At 51.6% G+C, this 17723-nt stretch carries 14 protein-coding genes; 5 read left to right on the top strand and 9 right to left on the bottom strand.

The features are described from left to right. Positions 1–84: 84 nt before the first annotated feature. The gene (locus JWG43_RS08125; RefSeq protein WP_240193470.1) at positions 85–1503 is read right to left on the bottom strand and encodes a sigma-54-dependent transcriptional regulator; all 1419 of its coding nucleotides are present in this window, start codon (positions 1501–1503) and stop codon (positions 85–87) included. Between the two features lie 76 nt (positions 1504–1579). Continuing rightward, the gene (locus JWG43_RS08120) at positions 1580–3070 is read right to left on the bottom strand and encodes a sensor histidine kinase (RefSeq protein ID WP_240193469.1); all 1491 of its coding nucleotides are present in this window, start codon (positions 3068–3070) and stop codon (positions 1580–1582) included. A gap of 312 nt (positions 3071–3382) precedes the next feature. Between JWG43_RS08120 and JWG43_RS08115 the strand changes: the two genes are divergently transcribed. Further along, positions 3383–3814: a DUF4168 domain-containing protein gene (locus JWG43_RS08115; protein WP_205242407.1), complete on the top strand. Its 432-nt coding sequence runs from the start codon at positions 3383–3385 to the stop codon at positions 3812–3814. A 465-nt stretch (positions 3815–4279) separates the two neighbouring features. Here JWG43_RS08115 and JWG43_RS08110 read toward each other — a convergent pair whose 3' ends face one another. Both JWG43_RS08110 and JWG43_RS08105 read right to left on the bottom strand, forming a co-directional pair. After that, positions 4280–5152 (bottom strand): DUF1186 domain-containing protein, encoded by an 873-nt coding sequence (locus JWG43_RS08110; RefSeq protein ID WP_205242406.1) that lies wholly within the window; start codon positions 5150–5152, stop codon positions 4280–4282. 474 nt (positions 5153–5626) lie between these two features. Next, positions 5627–6088: a universal stress protein gene (locus JWG43_RS08105; protein ID WP_205242405.1), complete on the bottom strand. Its 462-nt coding sequence runs from the start codon at positions 6086–6088 to the stop codon at positions 5627–5629. Positions 6089–7572: 1484 nt separating this feature from the next. Between JWG43_RS08105 and JWG43_RS08100 the strand changes: the two genes are divergently transcribed. The 4 genes from JWG43_RS08100 to JWG43_RS08085 all read left to right on the top strand — a co-directional run bounded on the left by JWG43_RS08100 (position 7573) and on the right by JWG43_RS08085 (position 11290). Further along, positions 7573–8667: a sulfite exporter TauE/SafE family protein gene (locus tag JWG43_RS08100; RefSeq protein ID WP_205242404.1), complete on the top strand. Its 1095-nt coding sequence runs from the start codon at positions 7573–7575 to the stop codon at positions 8665–8667. 45 nt (positions 8668–8712) lie between these two features. Next, positions 8713–9135, top strand: a complete 423-nt coding sequence (locus JWG43_RS08095) for a hypothetical protein (protein ID WP_205242403.1) — start codon at positions 8713–8715, stop codon at positions 9133–9135. A 591-nt stretch (positions 9136–9726) separates the two neighbouring features. Further along, on the top strand, positions 9727–10821 hold the full coding sequence (locus tag JWG43_RS08090) for a sulfite exporter TauE/SafE family protein (protein WP_205242402.1): 1095 nt from the start codon (positions 9727–9729) through the stop codon (positions 10819–10821). A 46-nt stretch (positions 10822–10867) separates the two neighbouring features. Beyond that, entirely contained in the window at positions 10868–11290 is a 423-nt protein-coding gene (locus JWG43_RS08085) for a hypothetical protein (protein WP_205242401.1), read from the top strand. An 803-nt stretch (positions 11291–12093) separates the two neighbouring features. Here the strand turns inward: JWG43_RS08085 and JWG43_RS08080 are convergent. From JWG43_RS08080 to JWG43_RS08060, 5 genes are all read right to left on the bottom strand, one after another. Further along, positions 12094–13887 carry a Na(+)/H(+) antiporter subunit D gene (locus JWG43_RS08080; protein ID WP_205242400.1) on the bottom strand — a complete coding sequence of 598 codons (1794 nt, stop codon included), beginning with the start codon at positions 13885–13887 and terminating at the stop codon, positions 12094–12096. A 154-nt stretch (positions 13888–14041) separates the two neighbouring features. After that, the gene (locus JWG43_RS08075) at positions 14042–14293 is read right to left on the bottom strand and encodes a hypothetical protein (protein WP_205242399.1); all 252 of its coding nucleotides are present in this window, start codon (positions 14291–14293) and stop codon (positions 14042–14044) included. Further along, positions 14290–15774 carry a monovalent cation/H+ antiporter subunit D family protein gene (locus JWG43_RS08070; RefSeq protein WP_205242398.1) on the bottom strand — a complete coding sequence of 495 codons (1485 nt, stop codon included), beginning with the start codon at positions 15772–15774 and terminating at the stop codon, positions 14290–14292. Before JWG43_RS08070 ends, JWG43_RS08075 begins: the two co-directional genes overlap by 4 nt. A 42-nt stretch (positions 15775–15816) precedes the next feature. Next, the gene (locus tag JWG43_RS08065; RefSeq protein ID WP_205242397.1) at positions 15817–17334 is read right to left on the bottom strand and encodes a complex I subunit 5 family protein; all 1518 of its coding nucleotides are present in this window, start codon (positions 17332–17334) and stop codon (positions 15817–15819) included. Beyond that, entirely contained in the window at positions 17331–17720 is a 390-nt protein-coding gene (locus tag JWG43_RS08060; RefSeq protein ID WP_205242396.1) for a cation:proton antiporter subunit C, read from the bottom strand. The genes JWG43_RS08065 and JWG43_RS08060 overlap by 4 nt, the downstream gene beginning before the upstream one ends. Between the last annotated feature and the right edge of the window lie 3 nt (positions 17721–17723).

Below are 17723 nucleotides of genomic sequence, written 5' to 3'. Positions count from 1 at the left end.
ACGACGAACGCTCATGATCCAGGGTGATCACCGCGAGAAAGGCGTGAAGCCCGTGGTCAGAACATAGGTTGTAGTCTGCTGCTGTTATTTTTTTACTGTCCTGGAGTTGAGAGCACCCGAGCTGTCAACTCCGAGGCGACGATACAGGGTTGCTCGACTGATGTCGAGGAGTTGCGCTGCCCGCCGTTTGTTGCCATTGAGACGTTCAAGGACGAACGAGGTGTATTTATTCGCCATTTGGTCGAGAGTGAGGAATTCTTCCTCCGTTGAAAAAGTGGAAAACAATAAAGGATCGTCATGGCGTTGAGTGTATCTGTGTTTGCGAATTCGCTTCGGAAGGCAGTCAGGTTTGATTTCCGTCCCGTTGCAGAAGGCAACAGCCCGTTCAATAGCGTTGCGTAATTCGCGAACATTGCCGGGAAATGGATACTCGTGCAGCAATTTGAGAGCTGCACCGGAGACGGCACTGACATTGCGGTCCATTTGAGCACTCAGCACCTTCATAAATCGAGCAATCAACAGGTCGATATCGTCGTCTCGTTCACGGAGAGGCGGGACATGCAACATGAACGTTTCCAGCCTGAAATAAAGATCCTCACGAAACAGGCCGGCTGCCACACGTTCTTCGAGGTCATGATTTGTCGCTGCGATCACGCGTACGTTGAAATGGGTTTCATGATTGACACCAATCGGTCTGACCAGGCCATCTTCTAAAATGCGGAGCAATTTTGCTTGAAGCCTGAGTGGCATATCGCCAATTTCATCGAGGAAAAGAGTACCATCACAAGCTTCAGCAAAAAGCCCTTTGCGAGAAGTTTCAGCCCCGGTAAAAGAACCAGCGGCATGGCCAAAAAACTCACTTTCCTGCAGTTCGCCCGGGATTGCCGCACAGTTGACAGCGATAAAAGGTCCATTGTTGCGTGGGCTTTCCTGGTGAATGGCTTGAGCCACCAAATCTTTACCGGTGCCGCTTTCACCGGTGATCAATACGGGGCCCAAAGCCTTGGCAACTTGTTTCAAAGAGGCAAACAGCCTTCTCATGACCGCACTGTGGCCAATTATTCCATGGAAACCATTGTCACCCAACAGCTTGCGATACCGCAGCATATCCATGCGCATTCTGCGGTTTTCGATAGTACGTTGGACGCAAATCATCAGATGATCAAGGTCCAGAGGCTTGGTTAGAAAATCATTGGCTCCTTGTTTAAGAGCTTGCACTGCCTGGGGAACGGTTCCAAAAGCTGTCATCAAAATAAACCCTGGTGGTTCGGTAAGCTCATTGATGCGGTCTAGAAGCCATAAACCATCATGCCCCGGCAGGCGTACATCACTGATGATAAGATCGGGTAGCCGGCGTTGTACCATCTTCCAGGCGAGATCAGCATCAGCTGCACCCTGCACTTCAAATCCTGCATCTCCACATTCTTCTTCGATCAAGGCACGTAAAGCGGCATCATCCTCGACTATTAGTATTTTTTCTGGTATTTGAGATATTTTATTCATAGCTTTCCACCTCAATCCATGACCGCTGGGCTGTTGTTCCGGATAGTAGGTTCGGCGACTTTTTCATACTCTGCCGTTATCCGTCGCCCTTCGGGGAGACAAGAACCAACGTTGACGGGTCCGGGGTCCGCATCGTATTCTCTCCTTTTCCGAAGAGTATTGTAAACAATGCTCCACCCAGCTCTGATTCTGCCACCTCTATGCGCCCGCCATGGTCACTGGCAGCTGCCTGGGCTATGGCCAAACCCAATCCAGTCCCTTTTCCCACCATTTTGGTTGTATAAAAGGGCTCGAATACCTTGGTATATTGTTTTTTGGGAATTCCTGAACCATTATCGGCAACAAATAATCCAAGATAGCGGCCGTCATCAAACCAACCCACCCGCACTTTCCCACCACTTCCTGTGGCATGGAAGGCATTTCGGAGGAGATTAACCAGGGCCTGCTCCATGCGTACTCTATCAAAACAGTGTACCGGTGCCGGTCGCGATCCGCGGATCGTGAGTTGGATCGATTGCGCATGCACTTCATCGGAGATCTGAGCCACAACGCACTCGACCATGTCATCGATGGCCACGGGTCGCAACCGCAGTTGATTGTCCCGTCCGAAATCAAGCAATTGGCGAACAATACGTTCCATACGTTGGACAGCATCGCGTGTTTCATGAAACACTTTGACGACATGAGTGGGCAGGTCTTCTTTTCGTAACATGCGCTGGGCTTTACCGGAAATAACACTGAGCGGCGTGCCCAATTCATGCGCTACCCCTGCCGCCAATTGGCCGATGGCCGCCATTTTTTGCGATTGATGCAATTGACGTTCCAGTCGTTCTTGTTCTTTTCGTTTCAGTTCAATTTCCAATCCAACACGCTCAATACTATCGAGCATGGTTTTCATACCCTCTGCTAATTGACGCAATTCACGTGGCCCGGAGGGAACAGGGCGGTGGTCATGGGCACCTCCTTCGATATGTGCCATGCTCTCCACCAGCCGGCCAAGGTGTCGTCCGATCACCCTGTGATGTCCATAAACAACAACGCCAAGCAGAGGGAATAATATCAAAATCATAACACCAAGAATCTGATTGCGGACACGTTGGATATATGCATGGAAATCATTTCGTTCGCGAACCAGTTGCAAGAGGCCAATATTACGTCCGACGGAATCAGCCAAAGGGACAAAATAGGAGTAGACCTGCCTCTCACCCGAACCTTTATAGGTACCTTTACGGGCTCCTTCGGAGGCTAATTCGTCGAATTTGTCATGTGCAACCATAAGATCCCTGTCACCACTTGAGGCAATCCGTTTCCCTTCTTTGTCATACACATAGGCACCATATACTTCCCCGAAGTGAAAGACCGAGGTCACTGTCTGCCCTAAACTTCCTGAACGTCCATGCTCAAGAGCATATTCCAACGGTCCTCGAATAGCGCGCGCAATAAGCTCTATGTCTTTTTGCATGCGTTTCTCCACCTCACGCTCCATATACTTCAAGCTGTAAAACCCACCACCAGCAAAAACTCCTATCAAGGGGCATACCAAAAAGAGCAGTAAAGATACCTGCATACTTAAGCTCTGTGTGGTTGACCGAAAAAACATCCAGACCTCCTCTGTTTCGTATTATTTTGTACATGTATCGTTTTTAGACAATTTTCAGGAGAATAGCAACGAAAACAAGAAAGGTTCAGAAGCGATTCATTTATCTGTTTTTTGGTTTTTTTCTTGAAATAAAAACGAAGATTGGTGGAATGGCACTCTTGTTGCTGAATCGGTACCACTGCGAACAATGGTCCGATGCATTGTCAGCGGTACATCGACTTTCGGCGTTTAACCATGATGGAAAACGTCTTGGAGAAATCTTATTATTGGAGGATTGACATGAAAAGAACAAATGGAATCAACAATAGCTTACCCTTTGCCGGTTCTGTCTTAGCCATACTTATTTTACTGATGAGTGGCACTGCACTAGCCCAACAAGGTTATGGTGAGCAGGGCTACGGTGGTGACGCCGGGCAAGGTCCGGCCGGTACCCCTCCTGCCCATACTGCCCAGGATTTTTCGGATGACCAGCTGCATCAGTTCGTGGCAGCGAACAGTGAGGTGAGAGATATAAGAAATGATTATACAGAAAAATTAGAAGGGATTCAGGATCAGGCTGAAGCCGTTGAAATACATCAGGAAATGAACGATAAGATGGTGGAAGCCGTCAACGGTGTGGGGCTGGATGTAGGGACCTATAATGCCATTGCCAATCAGGTCAGTTTTGATACCCACCTGAAGGGCAGGGTCGACCAGCTCATGCACCAGTAGGATATGTGATGAGATGTTTTGTTTGCAGGCAATAGGATACATTGTTACAAGCGAACCTGCGCAAGACTTGGTTGTGCAGTGGGAGCCATAAAAAACGCTGGTGATACGCAGCACTGGTCATTATGCGGTGGTTACTTCAGGCGATAGCGGGCAGAAATCACCAATTGAGGCGCATCGGAAAAAATAGGCCCACTCAGTGCTCGTGCAATCGGTAAAAAACTACCCTGAATCCGTGATGGCTGGACTTTTGTCTTGAGGGTATCTTGCTGTCATCAGATTCTAATTGCATTGGAATCCTTGATAATACCCTTCACCAGCCGCTCATGGATTCAGGACTAAATCAAGGGGGGATACGGCAAGAGAAAATGATGCCGTATCCCTCCTTGATTGTCTGGTTAAAATCCTGCGTCTCCTGGAGGCACAGGATTTTAATGTTGTCGAAATTTTCAGGTGGCGCGTCCCCGCTCACCGTTGTTTTTTCTTACCGGTTTTCTTCTTATCTTTCTTTTTTCCAGTTCCAGTTTTTTTAGCACCAGCCGGTGATTTTTTCTGGTTATCCGGTACAGGAAAGGCCCGGGTCGCATCCTGGTCTTGAAACTCGGCGAACCAGGAGATATAGCCGTGGACATCCGCGGGCATCCGTTTGATGACCCAGGAACGCAGGGCGGTCAGGGTCGCGTCCTTGTCCTTGTCGTTGGCCTCATCAACATCTCTTTGTTCGATGAAACGGGTGGGGATAATGTCTTTGGTATAGGCCTTGCGAAGAACCTCCATGGATTCCCCTGGGTGGAGGTCGCAAAGGGTTGCGGCCAGGTTGCCCCAGAAATAGGATTCCCTGTCCGCTTCTTCCCCGGTGAACTGCCCATGGAAAAAGGAGATCACCTCGTCCCGCCTGGATGGATCGAAGGCAACAATATAGGACAGGGCTTCCATGGCGGCACAGCGGACGTACTGATCGACATCCCGGTTGGCAACCAGCTCCTTGATGGCTGTCGTGGACCCGTTGCAGGTTCGGTAGAGCATCGTGGGCAACGTTTCCGTGGTGAGATCCCCCCAGAGTTCCACCAACAGTTCCTCGGGGATGGAAAAGGCACGAATGAGGGGCAGGTGGGCGTCGGGCTCCTGAAAATGGGACAGCAATGCCGCGGCATAGACATGGCCGTTGTGCCCTTCCAGGGAGTATACCAGCGGGTTTGCCGCCACGCTTTCGATGATGGCCAGCAGGTGAGGGGTGATGGCATCCTGACAGGTCAGGGCGGTTTCCACCTCCTCCCGCATATAGGTGTCGCTCAGTCGATCAAAATTCGCAAGCAGGGTCTGGATATCGGTACTGCTCATGCCTGTGGGCCTCTCTGTGGACAGGGAAAGGACGCGGAGTCCGGGACAGTGCCTGAATCCGTGAGCGTTCGTCCGTACGTCATCTTCGTTGTTCGTGGCCGTTCGAGTAATGGACACTTCATCGGACGGCTACGGGCAATGAAAATGGTGTGCGGACGGATGCCCCGAAGGGCGGCTGCTGATATTTATTGCCAAGGATTCAGTTGCAATTATAACTTGCTTACGGCAAGATATATCCTAAAACAGAGTCCCTCCGTCCTGGATTCAGGAGTGATATTTTTGCTGGAAGCAGTCAAGGAGTTGATCCATGGACGTGATCCGCGCAGGAGGTCTATCGGTGTTTTTCGGGAAAGCTCCCCGGTGACCTCCTGCCGCTTGAAGATCCTGGATGAACACAGGCCTGACCATGCAATAGTACACGGTCAGGCCTGTTGATGGATCGATTGACTGCAGGGGATGAAGGGTGTGGCTGCCTCAATCTCCAATACGGCAAGGCGGATGGACGGCCAGGACCGGGATGCTGGAGCCTTTGATCACCCGTTCGGCAACGGAACCGACGGTCAGGGCTTCGAGGCCCTTGCGGCAATGGGTGGCTATAATGATCATTTGAATATCGTTGTGGGTGGCGTAATTGATGATTTCATCAAAAGGGTTGCCTTGCAGAACGACTTTGTTCCCAACGGCTACCCCGGCCAGGGATTTTTCGGCAAAGGCGGTCATGAGTTTATCGGCCACCTCTTTTTCATAGCCTTTGAAATCCTTGTGCAGGGCCTGCAACGCCATCTCATGACCATAGACGAAATCGACCTCAGGCGTCACGTGGACAAGGTCGACCTCGGCCCCGGCGCACAGAGCGATTTGACGGGCGTATTCGGCGGCGTATGTGTCATGCTCGGAAAACACCAGGGGCAAAAGTATTCTTTTGATTTCTGGCATAAAGCCTCCTTCTTCCAAACGGTTGGAAATGGTTGTCGTCGAAATTGGTTGCGTCAGGGGCTACGTTGTCGAGGTCTCAGGCAGTGGTCGCACTGCAGGAAGGATGACCGTCAATGCGGCACCGGCATCATGGTTGCAAATGATTAGCATGCAAATCAATATATTGCAATTGTAATTTGCGGGTGCCCGTGGCTGCTTTTCGTTTGATGCCCATGGTTTTTCCCTAGACCCGTCGGATTCCGGGAAAGGAGATGTTGGCTTCTGGCGGAAAACGATCAAGGTAAAAAGGGTGGCAGTTAAAAAAGCAATAATTTCAAAAGGTTTTATGCCGGGCGTTGCTGCTGGAAATCGTGTTTTTATGTCTTGCTAATTTCCTTGGAAAAAGGTAATTTATCGTTAAAAGGCGAAAACCTAAATATCTGAATCGCGATTCATTTGCGGTTCGCGCCAACGACCGACGATGGTAATAAAAAACGAAAAAACTTTATGCCGTTTGGTTTATAACTCTGCAGATTTGTCGGAGGTAGTACTCTCTTTCAAGTAATCGGGCAACCGGGTTCATCCGCAGCCAGGCCGCTGAGCACAATGGCCTGGTCGCGGATGAACCCGTGTAACTCAGACCTATCAAATTCAACGATCCGCAATCGGGCAACATACTGGTTTTCCTGACCAACAATTTCACCTTTTCGACCTTACCCCTAGCCCACGTACCTCGCAGTTGATGGTAGGTCGAACTCTTCTTCAAGCGGATCGAGTAACAACCCACTACTAAAAATTTGTACAGTACATCCGAAAACGCGGTCAACATGTAAATTCATGCCGCGATCTCGATGTCTGTGACGGTTGCTATCGTGGAGGAACAACGGTTCCCGTTTTTAAACGGGAACCGATTCTCCATTGACGCAAGTCTAATGCAGCCAGGCCTGTGCCCCCTCGCCGGGGAAGATTCAGATCTGGCTCTTGTTGTGATCGGACAAACCACTGAAAACCGTGCGTCACGGGCGGTGTTGGTCGTCCGACCTGCCGAGAAATCTTCGTCAGGATTGATCTTTGCAATTTGTCGTCTGTCATTCACGCTCTGAATCCGTGACGGCTGGACGCTTGTTTTGGGAATATCTTGCTGTAATCACATTGTAATTGCAGTGGAATCCTTGATGGTACCCTTTATCATTCGTCCTTCGGGGCGTCCGTCCGCACGCTTCATGTTGAATCGAGGCGCGCGGATGCATTGAACCACGGGTATCTGCTTGCTGTTCCCGAGATTCAATTTGCAAGCGCAGCCAAGAGACAGAACCACGGATCCGTTTTGGGATGGATAACTCAATAGAAAAATTAACAAAGGGAGGAAAGTGCATGGGTAGTGAGCGGTCGCCCTGGCTAGAAGCATTCGTTGAGCGGAACAGAAGCAAACGGATGTGGCCAACCGTGACGATTTTTTCAACAGGTTGATAACCAAATTTTACATGAGTGTTGGAGGCAATTATATGAGAAGAGTGTTGAAATCGCCCTGGCCGGAAACATTTATCATGATTCTGGTCACGGTCTTGACGTACACTGCCATGACGACCATTTCATTCGTCGTGGAACCCCCTGAAGGGGGTATGGCCACCGGTACGGTGGTTGGTTGGCTGTTCGCTTTTTTCATTTTGAGTCTGGTGATTGCTCTCCTGGCTGTGCTGGGCGGCATTGGCGGCGGGGTCATGTTCACCCCGGTCATGCTGGCCTTTACTCCGGTGGACAGCCTGATTATTCGTGGCACCGGCCTCATCGTGGCCATGTTCAGCGGTCTCATCTCCACCGGGCCTTTCATGCGCAGCGGTCTGGCCAATATGCGCATCTCCGTCTTTCTCTGCTGCGGCTTTGCCATCGGTGCGTTTACGGGTGCCAACGGCGCCATCCTGGTGGCGCAGCACATGGGCGCGGCTGGTGAGGGATTTGTCCGCCTGATCCTGGGAGTCATCCTCTTCACCCTGGCCCTTTATTTTATTTTTGGCGGCAAAAAGATCGAGTGGCCGCAGGTTGACAAGGCGGATAATTTTACCGAGAAGCTGCAGTTGCGACAGCCTTTTTACGAGCCGTCCCTGAATAAGGTTGTGGATTATGGTCTGAAACGTTCCCGCTGGGCTTTTCTCTGTATCGTCGGGGTTGGCCTCCTGTCCGGTTTTTTCGGGCTGGGTGCCGGTTGGGCCATTGTCCCGGCCCAGAACCTGGTCATGGGTGTGCCCTTGAAAGTGGCTGCGGCCAACTCCGGTGTGCTGCTGGGCATGGGGGACTGCATCGCGGTCTGGCCTTACATCATGACGGGTGCCATTATCCCCATCTTTGCCGCTCCCTGGCTTGTGGGTCAGGTGCTGGGAGGCCTTTTGGGTGCCATCGTCCTCATCCGGGTCAAGGCCGGATTCGTCCGCTACCTTCTCATCGGCTTCATGATATTCTCCTGCTGGGGTCTGGTGACCAGAGGTCTGGCCGGTTTGGGCTACATTAAGCCGGTACCGCACTGGATGACCGGAATTGTCTTTGCCATTATCTTTTCCTGGGTGCTCTACAATGTTATCAAAATGCTCAAGGCAAAGGACTGATCTTTAACACATTAAGTATACGTTATTAATTAGGAGGACGTTGGTATGGATTCGGATCGACCCATTATGCCCAAAGGTCAGATTGTGTATGGCGAAGTCGTCTACTACCTGACCGTTGTTTCCTGTCTTGTCTGCATCGTCGGGCCATTGATCGCCTTGATCGACCCTGAAGACAATGTGATGAACCCCTATTTCACCTTTGCCGCCATCTTCCAGGGGCATTCCGCTCAGGAGGTCTGGACCATTGTGGGCGGAGGCTTTCCGGGCGGTCATTTCTGGATGGACAATTTTTTCACTGGTGACGGTTTTACCCAGTTCGGTCTGGCCCTGGGGTGCACCTCGGCGGGTTTTGCCCTGATCGTGGCCGCCGTTGTCTATGCCTTTGAGAAAATTTATCTTTATACGGGATTTTGTCTTTTTGTGTCAGCCTTTATTTTTCTCGCCGCATCGGGGCTGGTTCAATTTTAATCCATAAAGAGCAGGCAAGGGGTGTTGCGCGGAGGACATAGTCCTTCCAGTATTTTACACACTTTTCACGCTTGAGACCAGGATGCAGAGAGCTGCCAGGCAGCTTCTCTGCGTCCTTTTTTTTTGAGCCTGATCAGGTTGCCTCGCTTTAGCAAATCCAGACAATCAACGGGGGCCGCAATATGTGATCAATGGCCCGGCACTTTTTAAGCAGTATTTTGCCTGGCTGCTGGACTGCGGCATGGCGGGTTGGCTCCAGTGGGCTTTCAGAAACAACCACTTAAGACAAGTAAAAAAACATCAAATATTTATATGTTAAGTTGCGAATATTTACACAAGACATTTTTTGCGTTGCAAATCTCTGTGAAAAAAGATAATTACGCAAATTACGGTAAAAGATGAATGGATATTCATTATAAATTTATTTAGAAACGAAAGATTAATCAGTTGGAGGTGTTCGTATGAGCAGCGTGCAATCGCCTTGGGCAGAGGCATTCGTCGAGCGGAACAGGTGCAAGCGGATGTGGACAACCACGGTGATTTTTTTGACAGGTTGAAATAAAATTTTACATGACAGTTGGAGGTAAGTTTATGGGCAGAATGTTGAAATCGCCCTGGCCGGAAACATTTGTAATGGTTCTGGTCACGGTCTTGACGTACACCGCTATGACGACCATCTCGTTCGTCTCGGAGGCCCCTGAAGGGGGCATGGCCACTGGAGCGGTGGTTGGTTGGCTTTTCGCATTTTTCGTATTGAGTTTGGTGATCGCTCTTTTGGGCGTGTTGGGCGGCATTGGTGGCGGGGTCATGTTCACCCCGGTCATGCTGGCCTTTACCCCGGTGGACAGCCTGATTATCCGCGGTACCGGTCTCATCGTGGCCATGTTCAGTGGCCTCATCTCCACTGGACCTTTTATGCGTAGTGGTCTTGCCAATATGCGCATCTGCGTTTTTCTTTGCTGCGCTTTCGCCATCGGTGCTTTTAGCGGTGCCAACGGTGCCATTCTGGTGGCGCAACACATGGGTGAGGCTGGCGAGGGATTTGTCCGCATCGTTCTGGGTGTCATCCTCTTCACTCTGGCGCTCTATTTTATCTTTGGCGGTAAAAAGATCGAATGGCCACAGGTTGACAAGTCCGACAAACTTACCGAAACGCTGCAGTTACGCCAACCTTTTTACGAGCCGTCCCTGAATAAGGTCGTGGACTATGGCCTGAAACGTTCTCCCTGGGCTTTCCTCTGTATCATCGGTGTTGGCCTCCTCTCAGGTTTTTTCGGCCTGGGTGCCGGCTGGGCCATTGTCCCGGCCCAGAATCTGGTCATGGGTGTGCCCTTGAAAGTGGCTGCAGCCAACTCCGGTGTGTTACTGGGCATGGGTGACTGCATCGCGGTCTGGCCCTACATCATGATGGGCGCCATCATTCCCATCTTCGCTGCTCCTTGGCTCGTCGGCCAGGTTATGGGTGGCTTGTTGGGCGCTATCGTCCTCATTCGGGTCAAGGCTGGATTTGTCCGCTACCTGCTTATTGGTTTTATGATATTCTCCTGCTGGGGTCTGGTGACCAGAGGTTTGACCGGTTTGGATTACATTCAACCGGTACCGAACTGGATGACCGGAGTTGTCTTTGTTGTTATTTTTACCTGGGTCATCTTCAATGTTGTCAAGGTGCTCAAGTCAACTGACTGATTTATAACGCCATTTGAAGTGCGTTACTTCTTAGGAGGATATTGTTATGAGTTCGGATCGACCTATTATGCCCAAGGGCCAGATTGTGTACGGCGAAGCCGTCTACTACCTGACCGTTGTTGCCTGCCTCATCTGCATAGTCGGACCGTTGATCGCCTTGATCAACCCTGACGACAATGTGATGAACCCTTATTTTACCTTTGCAGCTATCTTCCAGGGACACTCTGCCGAAGAGGTGTGGATGATAGTCGCCGGCGGTTTTCCTGGTGGTCACTTCTGGATGGACAATTTTTTCACCGGTGATGGGTTTACCCAGTTCGGACTGGCTCTGGGGTGCTCCTCGGCAGGTTTTGCCCTGATCATAGCCGCCATTGTCTATGCGATGGAGAAAATTTATCTCTATGCGGGGTTTTGTATTTTTGTTGCAGTGTTTATCTTCATCGCTGCATCGGGGATAGTTAGTTTTTAATACATAAAGGGGGAGTAAAGGACTTTGTGAGGCCGAGCATAATCGGGCCCTGAAATCCTCACCCCCCTTATCACCATGATTGAGACTGGGATGCGGAGGGCTGCCAGGCAGCCTTTCTGCATCCCTTTTTTTATTTACTGCCCATGTTGCCGTTAACTTTCCAGAGCAGATTGGTTGAAACTTTGCCATCAAGCCTGTCGTGCCTGGGGTAAGTTGAACTAAAGTGTCTGCATGCCCTGATAAGAAACGCGGAACAACAAGTATAGGATTAGAAGAAACGAGTTTGCCATTCCCTTGCCATGGTGAAGGATTTCAGTCGTAACCGGTAGGGCGATAAAGAGGCATTTGCGATAAAAAGTGCAAGGAAACGGCGGAGTGACCGTGAACAGTCTCTGGGAATAGTAAAAGGGTGGTGGAAGGATAAGAGTAGGAGTAGCAGCGTATTGTCGGTCGACAGGTGCTTATTGGCAGGGGTATGGCTTTGACGCTCGGTCTGGTGGACGCTGGTTCTGTTATTGTCGCTCAGCGGTAGCACCGGCCGACCGGAGTCAGGATTGTCGGATCGGCGGGATTGTATGCAACTGGGTAAAAAAAAAGTCCTTTGGAGAGGCTGAGTTATTTCTTGCTAAATTGAGAGATGGAGGATGTGGTAACCCACCACACTCGCGATAAGCTGCCTGTGTCATGGTGGGGCCAGAGGGAGCAAAGAAGACCAAGTGTTTTATTCGGGCAGAAGAAGGCTGAAGGAGACGGTCAGTTATCTGGTCCGTCTCCTTCAGCCCAATACAGTACGGCCTATTGGTCTACATAATTGAATACAGCAGCACCAGCAACACGATCACTGTAAAGATGGCACTGGAACCGATGGTGAACAGAGAACGACTGAAAGTTTCCAGAAAGCGATGTTCAGCACCATCAGGACCGTCGATGCGAACTCCAGTCAACTGCCAGATCGGCTTGACCACCAGCAGACAGAGGCGGGCCGGTCCTTCAAGGAAAAATCGATTGAGACGATGGGGGATGGCTTCGGCCAGGGTTTCCTGTCCCCATTGGTTGACATACGTCATGCTGCGATCGGCGGTGACCTTGAACACGCTGCCACTCATCCGATAGAACCAGTCGACGTCGAGGCTGATCATCGGTTTAGGGGCCAGCTTTTTGACAACGAGGAAAAAAGCCAGCGCGGTGAAGAGGAGAATCTGTATCACTTCGGCAAGATGATAAGCGGTATAAGGCCGGTACTCGACTGCATAGGGCAGCATATTGTAGAGATAGGGTGTGTATACGCCGATAAAGAAACAAAGGAAGGCGGTGAACCCCATGGCATAATTCATGTGCATGGGGGGGTCAGCGGCCTTATCCCAGGTCTCCTGAGAACAGTTGTTTTTGCCGAACCAGATGAAGTACGTCATTTTGAGGCCAACGGAGAGAAAGGTGCCCACTGATGCCAGCATCATTAAAAAGGCGGCCCAGTACAGATGATCGTCGAATCCACCGGCAATAATCATTGACTTGCTGACAAAACCGGATAACAGGGGGAACCCGGAGATCGACAAACCACCGATCAGGGTAAACAGAAAGGCCAGAGGCATCTTTTTGTATAAGCCACCCAATTCGGTGAGCTTACTTTTACCGGTCATGTACAGGACCGATCCAACCCCCATAAAAAGCAGCGCCTTGTAGAGGATGTGGGCAAAGGCATGTGCGCAGGCCCCGTTAATAGCCAATTCGGTACCGATCCCTATTCCCGCAACCATGAATCCTACCTGGCTGATGACATGATAGGAGAGCAATCGGCGTCCATCGTTTTCCAGTGTAGCGTAGATAACCCCGTACAGGGTCATCATGACGCCCAGGGCAATAAGAATTTCCATACCGGCAAATCCCCGAGCCAGGGCATAGACCGCAGTTTTGGTGGTGAAGGCACACATGAAGACCGCACCGCTCACCGTTGCCTCGCTATAGGCATCGGGCAGCCAGGCATGGAAAGGCGGCGCTGCTGCATTGAGGATAAAACCTATCAGGATCAGGTAGAGCGCCAGCGTAGGGTTGCTGACATCGAGAAGATTGAAACTCAGGTCGCCTGTAGCCTGATATTGGAGAACGATACCTGCAAGGAGAGCGAGCCCCCCGGCGGTGTGGACCAGCAGGTAGCGGTATCCCGCGGCCAGGGATTGCTGCCGTCCGCGGAACCAGACCAGAAACACGGAGGAAAAGGCCATGACTTCCCAGAACAGGAACAGGACCAGGAAGTCCCCGGCGAAGATAACCCCGAGGGAGCCGGCTACATAAAACCAGGCGGCCATGTACTCATAATCATTTTCCACGTGCAGACCGAACAAGGTGCCGATGATGCACATCAGGGTCATGATATAGGCAAAGACCAGGCTGAGCTTATCTACCCGCCCAAAGGTCAGGTTCCAGTCAAGAAAGGGGAAGACTCCGTAGGTGCCCTGTTCCATCAGCAGGACTGCGGCAAAGGCGAGCACAGGCACCAGCATCAGGAAAGGTTTGCGAGCCACTCCTTTAACCAGGGGCAAGATCAGCGCCCCGACAATCAAAATCAGAGCAGGATGTAACCAGAGTTCAGTAAACATCAAATCCCTCTACGAACAGGTAAGTTAGCTACTTTCCCACACCGGGGAAAAGTATATGTTTGCCAACGCCGCATTTTTTTCTGGCAGACAGGTGGTCTGCGCAGGCATGTGACGATTGGCCCTGGTGTGGAAAATATGGAATGACGGTCGTTGATTACCGATCATAGTAATCCTCGCGGGTCTGGATGCCCAGATAACCGTACAATTTGGCAAAGACAATGAGCAGGATGCAGGCAATGAACCCGAAAAGAGACCAGAACCCCGGCAGCTTTTCAGCCGCGGTGTGCGCGTAACTTTTGTCCAGCAACAATGCGTCATACAGTACAAGCAGTACCAGCACCCCAAAACAGAGGCGAATGACAAGTTTCAGTCGATCACGCAAATAATCGATAAATTTGACAATCATGGGATCACCATTTGCACGAACTGCATCATGAAACCTGGGAAAATGCCTATGAAGACCGAGATAGTAGCCGCGACCATTATGGGCACAACCATGATAAGAGGCGCTTCCTTGATTCCCGGTTCATAGGAGACACCGGCAGGAGGCTTGCCAAAGAAGGCCTTGTAGGTAATCGGAGCGAAATAGCCGACATTGAGCATGGTGGAGGCAATCAGGACCAGGATGATGGCCATCTGGCCGGCATCCAGCGAGCCGACAAGTATGTACCATTTGGTGATGAATCCCGCCACCGGTGGTGCTCCGATCATCGATAGCGAGGCCACGGCAAAAGCGCCGAAGGTGAAGGGCATAACCCTGCCCAGTCCACCCATTTCGGAAATGTTCTTCTTGTGGGTAGCGACGTAAATTGCTCCGGCACAGAAAAAGAGGGTGATTTTAGCAAAAGCGTGGTTGACGATATGAATGATACCGCCCTGAATGGCCGCGGGCGCCAGCAGAGCGACCCCGAGGATAATATAGGAAAGCTGGCTGACTGTTGAGTAGGCCAGTCTTGCCTTGAGGTTGTCCTTGGTCAGGGCAATGATCGAGGCCATGATAATGGTAAAGGAAACGATGTACGCGGTAATTATACCGAGGTTGAGGTCAGCCATCAGGTCGATCCCGAAAACGTAGAGCATCACGCGGGTCGTACAGAAGACCCCGACTTTGACCACTGCTACGGCATGCAGCAGGGCCGATACCGGGGTAGGGGCGACCATGGCGCCGGGAAGCCAGGCATGCATCGGCATGACACCGTTTTTGGCAAATCCGAACAAAAAGGCGAAAAAGAGAATGACCACCATGGTGGGCCCGGTGCCCTCGGGAACGATTCCAGATTGGATGTTGTACGCGAAATCGAGGGTACCGGCGAGGGCGAACAGAATGATCAGGGCCGGCAGGACCAGGCCGACAGATCCTCCCAGGAGGAAAACAAGATATTTCCTGGCTCCGGCGCGACCCTCCAGGTCTTGATGATGCGCGACCAGTGGATAGGTGGAAAGAGAGAGCATCTCATAAAAGATGTACATGGTGAGCAGATTGCCGGAAAAGGCGACCCCGATGGCCGCACAGAGCGACAGTGCAAAGCAGACAAAGAATCGTGTTTGCGCATGCTCATCGAGTCCCCGCATGTAGCCGATGGTGTAGGTCGCTGCAACAATCCAGAGGAAGGATGAGACCAAGGCAAAAACGATGCCAAAGCTGTCCACCCTGAAGCTGATGGACAGTTCGGGGAGCACACGAATCAAGTCCACTTCGACCACATTGCCGGCCAGAACATAGCCCGCCAGGGAGAAGACCATGGCAAACTTGGTTCCGGCGGCAAGGAAAGTCCAGAATTCGCGCAGATTGGGTCGGCTGCCACTGAGTGCGATCAGAGGGACCGCGGCCAGAGATGCACAAACGGCGATAACCGGCGCTATTTGATAAAATGATGGAGAGTACATCCTGTCTTGTAACCTCGCGAAATAAGCAGTGCGGACAAAGCCCTAAATTCCTAGGGGAACCGACCAGCTGATGAAATAATTCACCACTTCCTTAGTATACAGTCCCAGGATGATGACGCTGGCTGCGGTGATCACCATGGGGATAAGCATGGACAGTGGAGCTTCGGCACGAAGTGTTGCAACGGGTTGATGGGAATGGCCGTGGTCTCCGCTTGCACCAGTGGTATCGAGATCGCCGAAAAAGGCGATTTCAAGGAGCCGAAAAAATATGATGGCCGCGACCAGACTGGCTATCAACAGGGCGGCCACAAACACCCAGGCTTCAGCTTCAGCCGCCCCCTGGATCAGGTACCACTTGGAGAAAAATCCACAGGTGGGGGGGACGCCAATGATTGAAGCGGCGCCGATCACGAATATGACCGCGGTAACAGGCATTTTCTGAAAAATATTGCGCATGGCGGCCATGCTGGTTTCACCGGTGCGGTAGATGATGGCCCCCACAGCCATGAACAGGCAGAGGGTCATCAACCCATCGGCCAGGATGTGGTAGGTTGCGCCGATAAAGCCGCTGGCGGTGGCGATCCAGGCACCACCAGTCATGTAACCGATTTCAGCGACAATGATGAAGGTCAGCATCTTACGCAGGTCCCTCTGGGCCAGTGCAGCGATCATGCCGATCACTGCAGCCGCGGAGGCCAGATAAATAACGTAGGGGCTCCAGACAATGGCGGAGAAGACATAATCCGCGGAAAAGAGGGTGAACATCATGCGCAGCATGATGTAGACGCTGACCTTGGTCATCAGGGGCGCAATCAGGCAAGCCGTTGTGGTCCCTGCCTTGCTGTAGGCGTTGGGCATCCAGGCATGGAGTGGAAAGAGCGCCATTTTGATCCAGACTCCAAGAATAATCAGGGTGAAGCCGATGCGCACGCTCACCGATTCCTGCAACTCAGGTTGGCTGAGTATTGCGGCCATGTCGGCGATATTGAGAGAGCCGGTCATGATGTAGAGGTAACCGACTCCCAGCAGGTAAAAGCAGGCCCCAATGGTGCCGACGATCAAGTATTTAAAGGTGGCGAAGTAGGCTGGACCTTGTCCCCGGGCCAGCAGGCCGTAGCTGGAAAGGGCGGAGATTTCCAGCAGTACGTAGATGTTAAAAACGTCTCCGCTGGCGGCCATCCCCAACAGCCCGGTCACCAGCAGCGAGAAAAGTGCATAGTAGTGGTTGAGTCGGTCCGGGTTGTCCTGTTCCGCGGTGCGCAGGGAATAAATGGCCGTGAGCAAGGCACAACCTGCTATGAGTACAAGCACCACGCCACTGAGATGATCGATGACCAACTCGATACCCAGGGGGGGAGGCCAGTCTCCTAAACGGTATTGCACCGCCTGATTGCCATCCAGAACCAGACCAAGGGAGAGGAGAGAGCATCCCAGCGACCCGACCAGGCCGGTGATGAGCAGGCCGTACGCAAAACGGGGACCCAACGGCCCGACCAGAGTCAGGAACAGGGCGGCGAAAAGCGGAATGATGATGATGAGGATTGGGGCCTGATCCATCATGAGCGTTGATCCTCCAGAATTTCATCCTCTTCGATGGTGCCATGCACCCGTTGGATTTTTTGCAGAATGGCAAGTGCCACACCCAGGGTCGCCACGCCAACAACGATGGCGGTGAGGATCAGCACATGCGGTAGGGGATTGGCATAGGCCGTGGCTTCAAGCAAGGGTTGCTTGTCCGCGGTAAATTTGATGATGGGCACCGACGCCCCCCGTTTGGCACCAATGGAGACGAAAAAAAGCAGGATCGCGGTCTGAAAGATGACCATGCCGATGATTTTTTTCATCAGGTTGTTTTTGGCAATCATCCCATACAAGCCAATGAAGAGCAGTACCAGGGAGGCCCAATAGTTATATTTTGCGATGATATAGTGAAAAAGCTCATCCATGAT

It is taken from the genome of Desulfobulbus alkaliphilus (assembly GCF_016918545.1).
Taxonomy (GTDB): domain Bacteria; phylum Desulfobacterota; class Desulfobulbia; order Desulfobulbales; family Desulfobulbaceae; genus Desulfobulbus; species Desulfobulbus alkaliphilus.
This window is presented reverse-complemented; position numbering and strand designations above follow the sequence as displayed.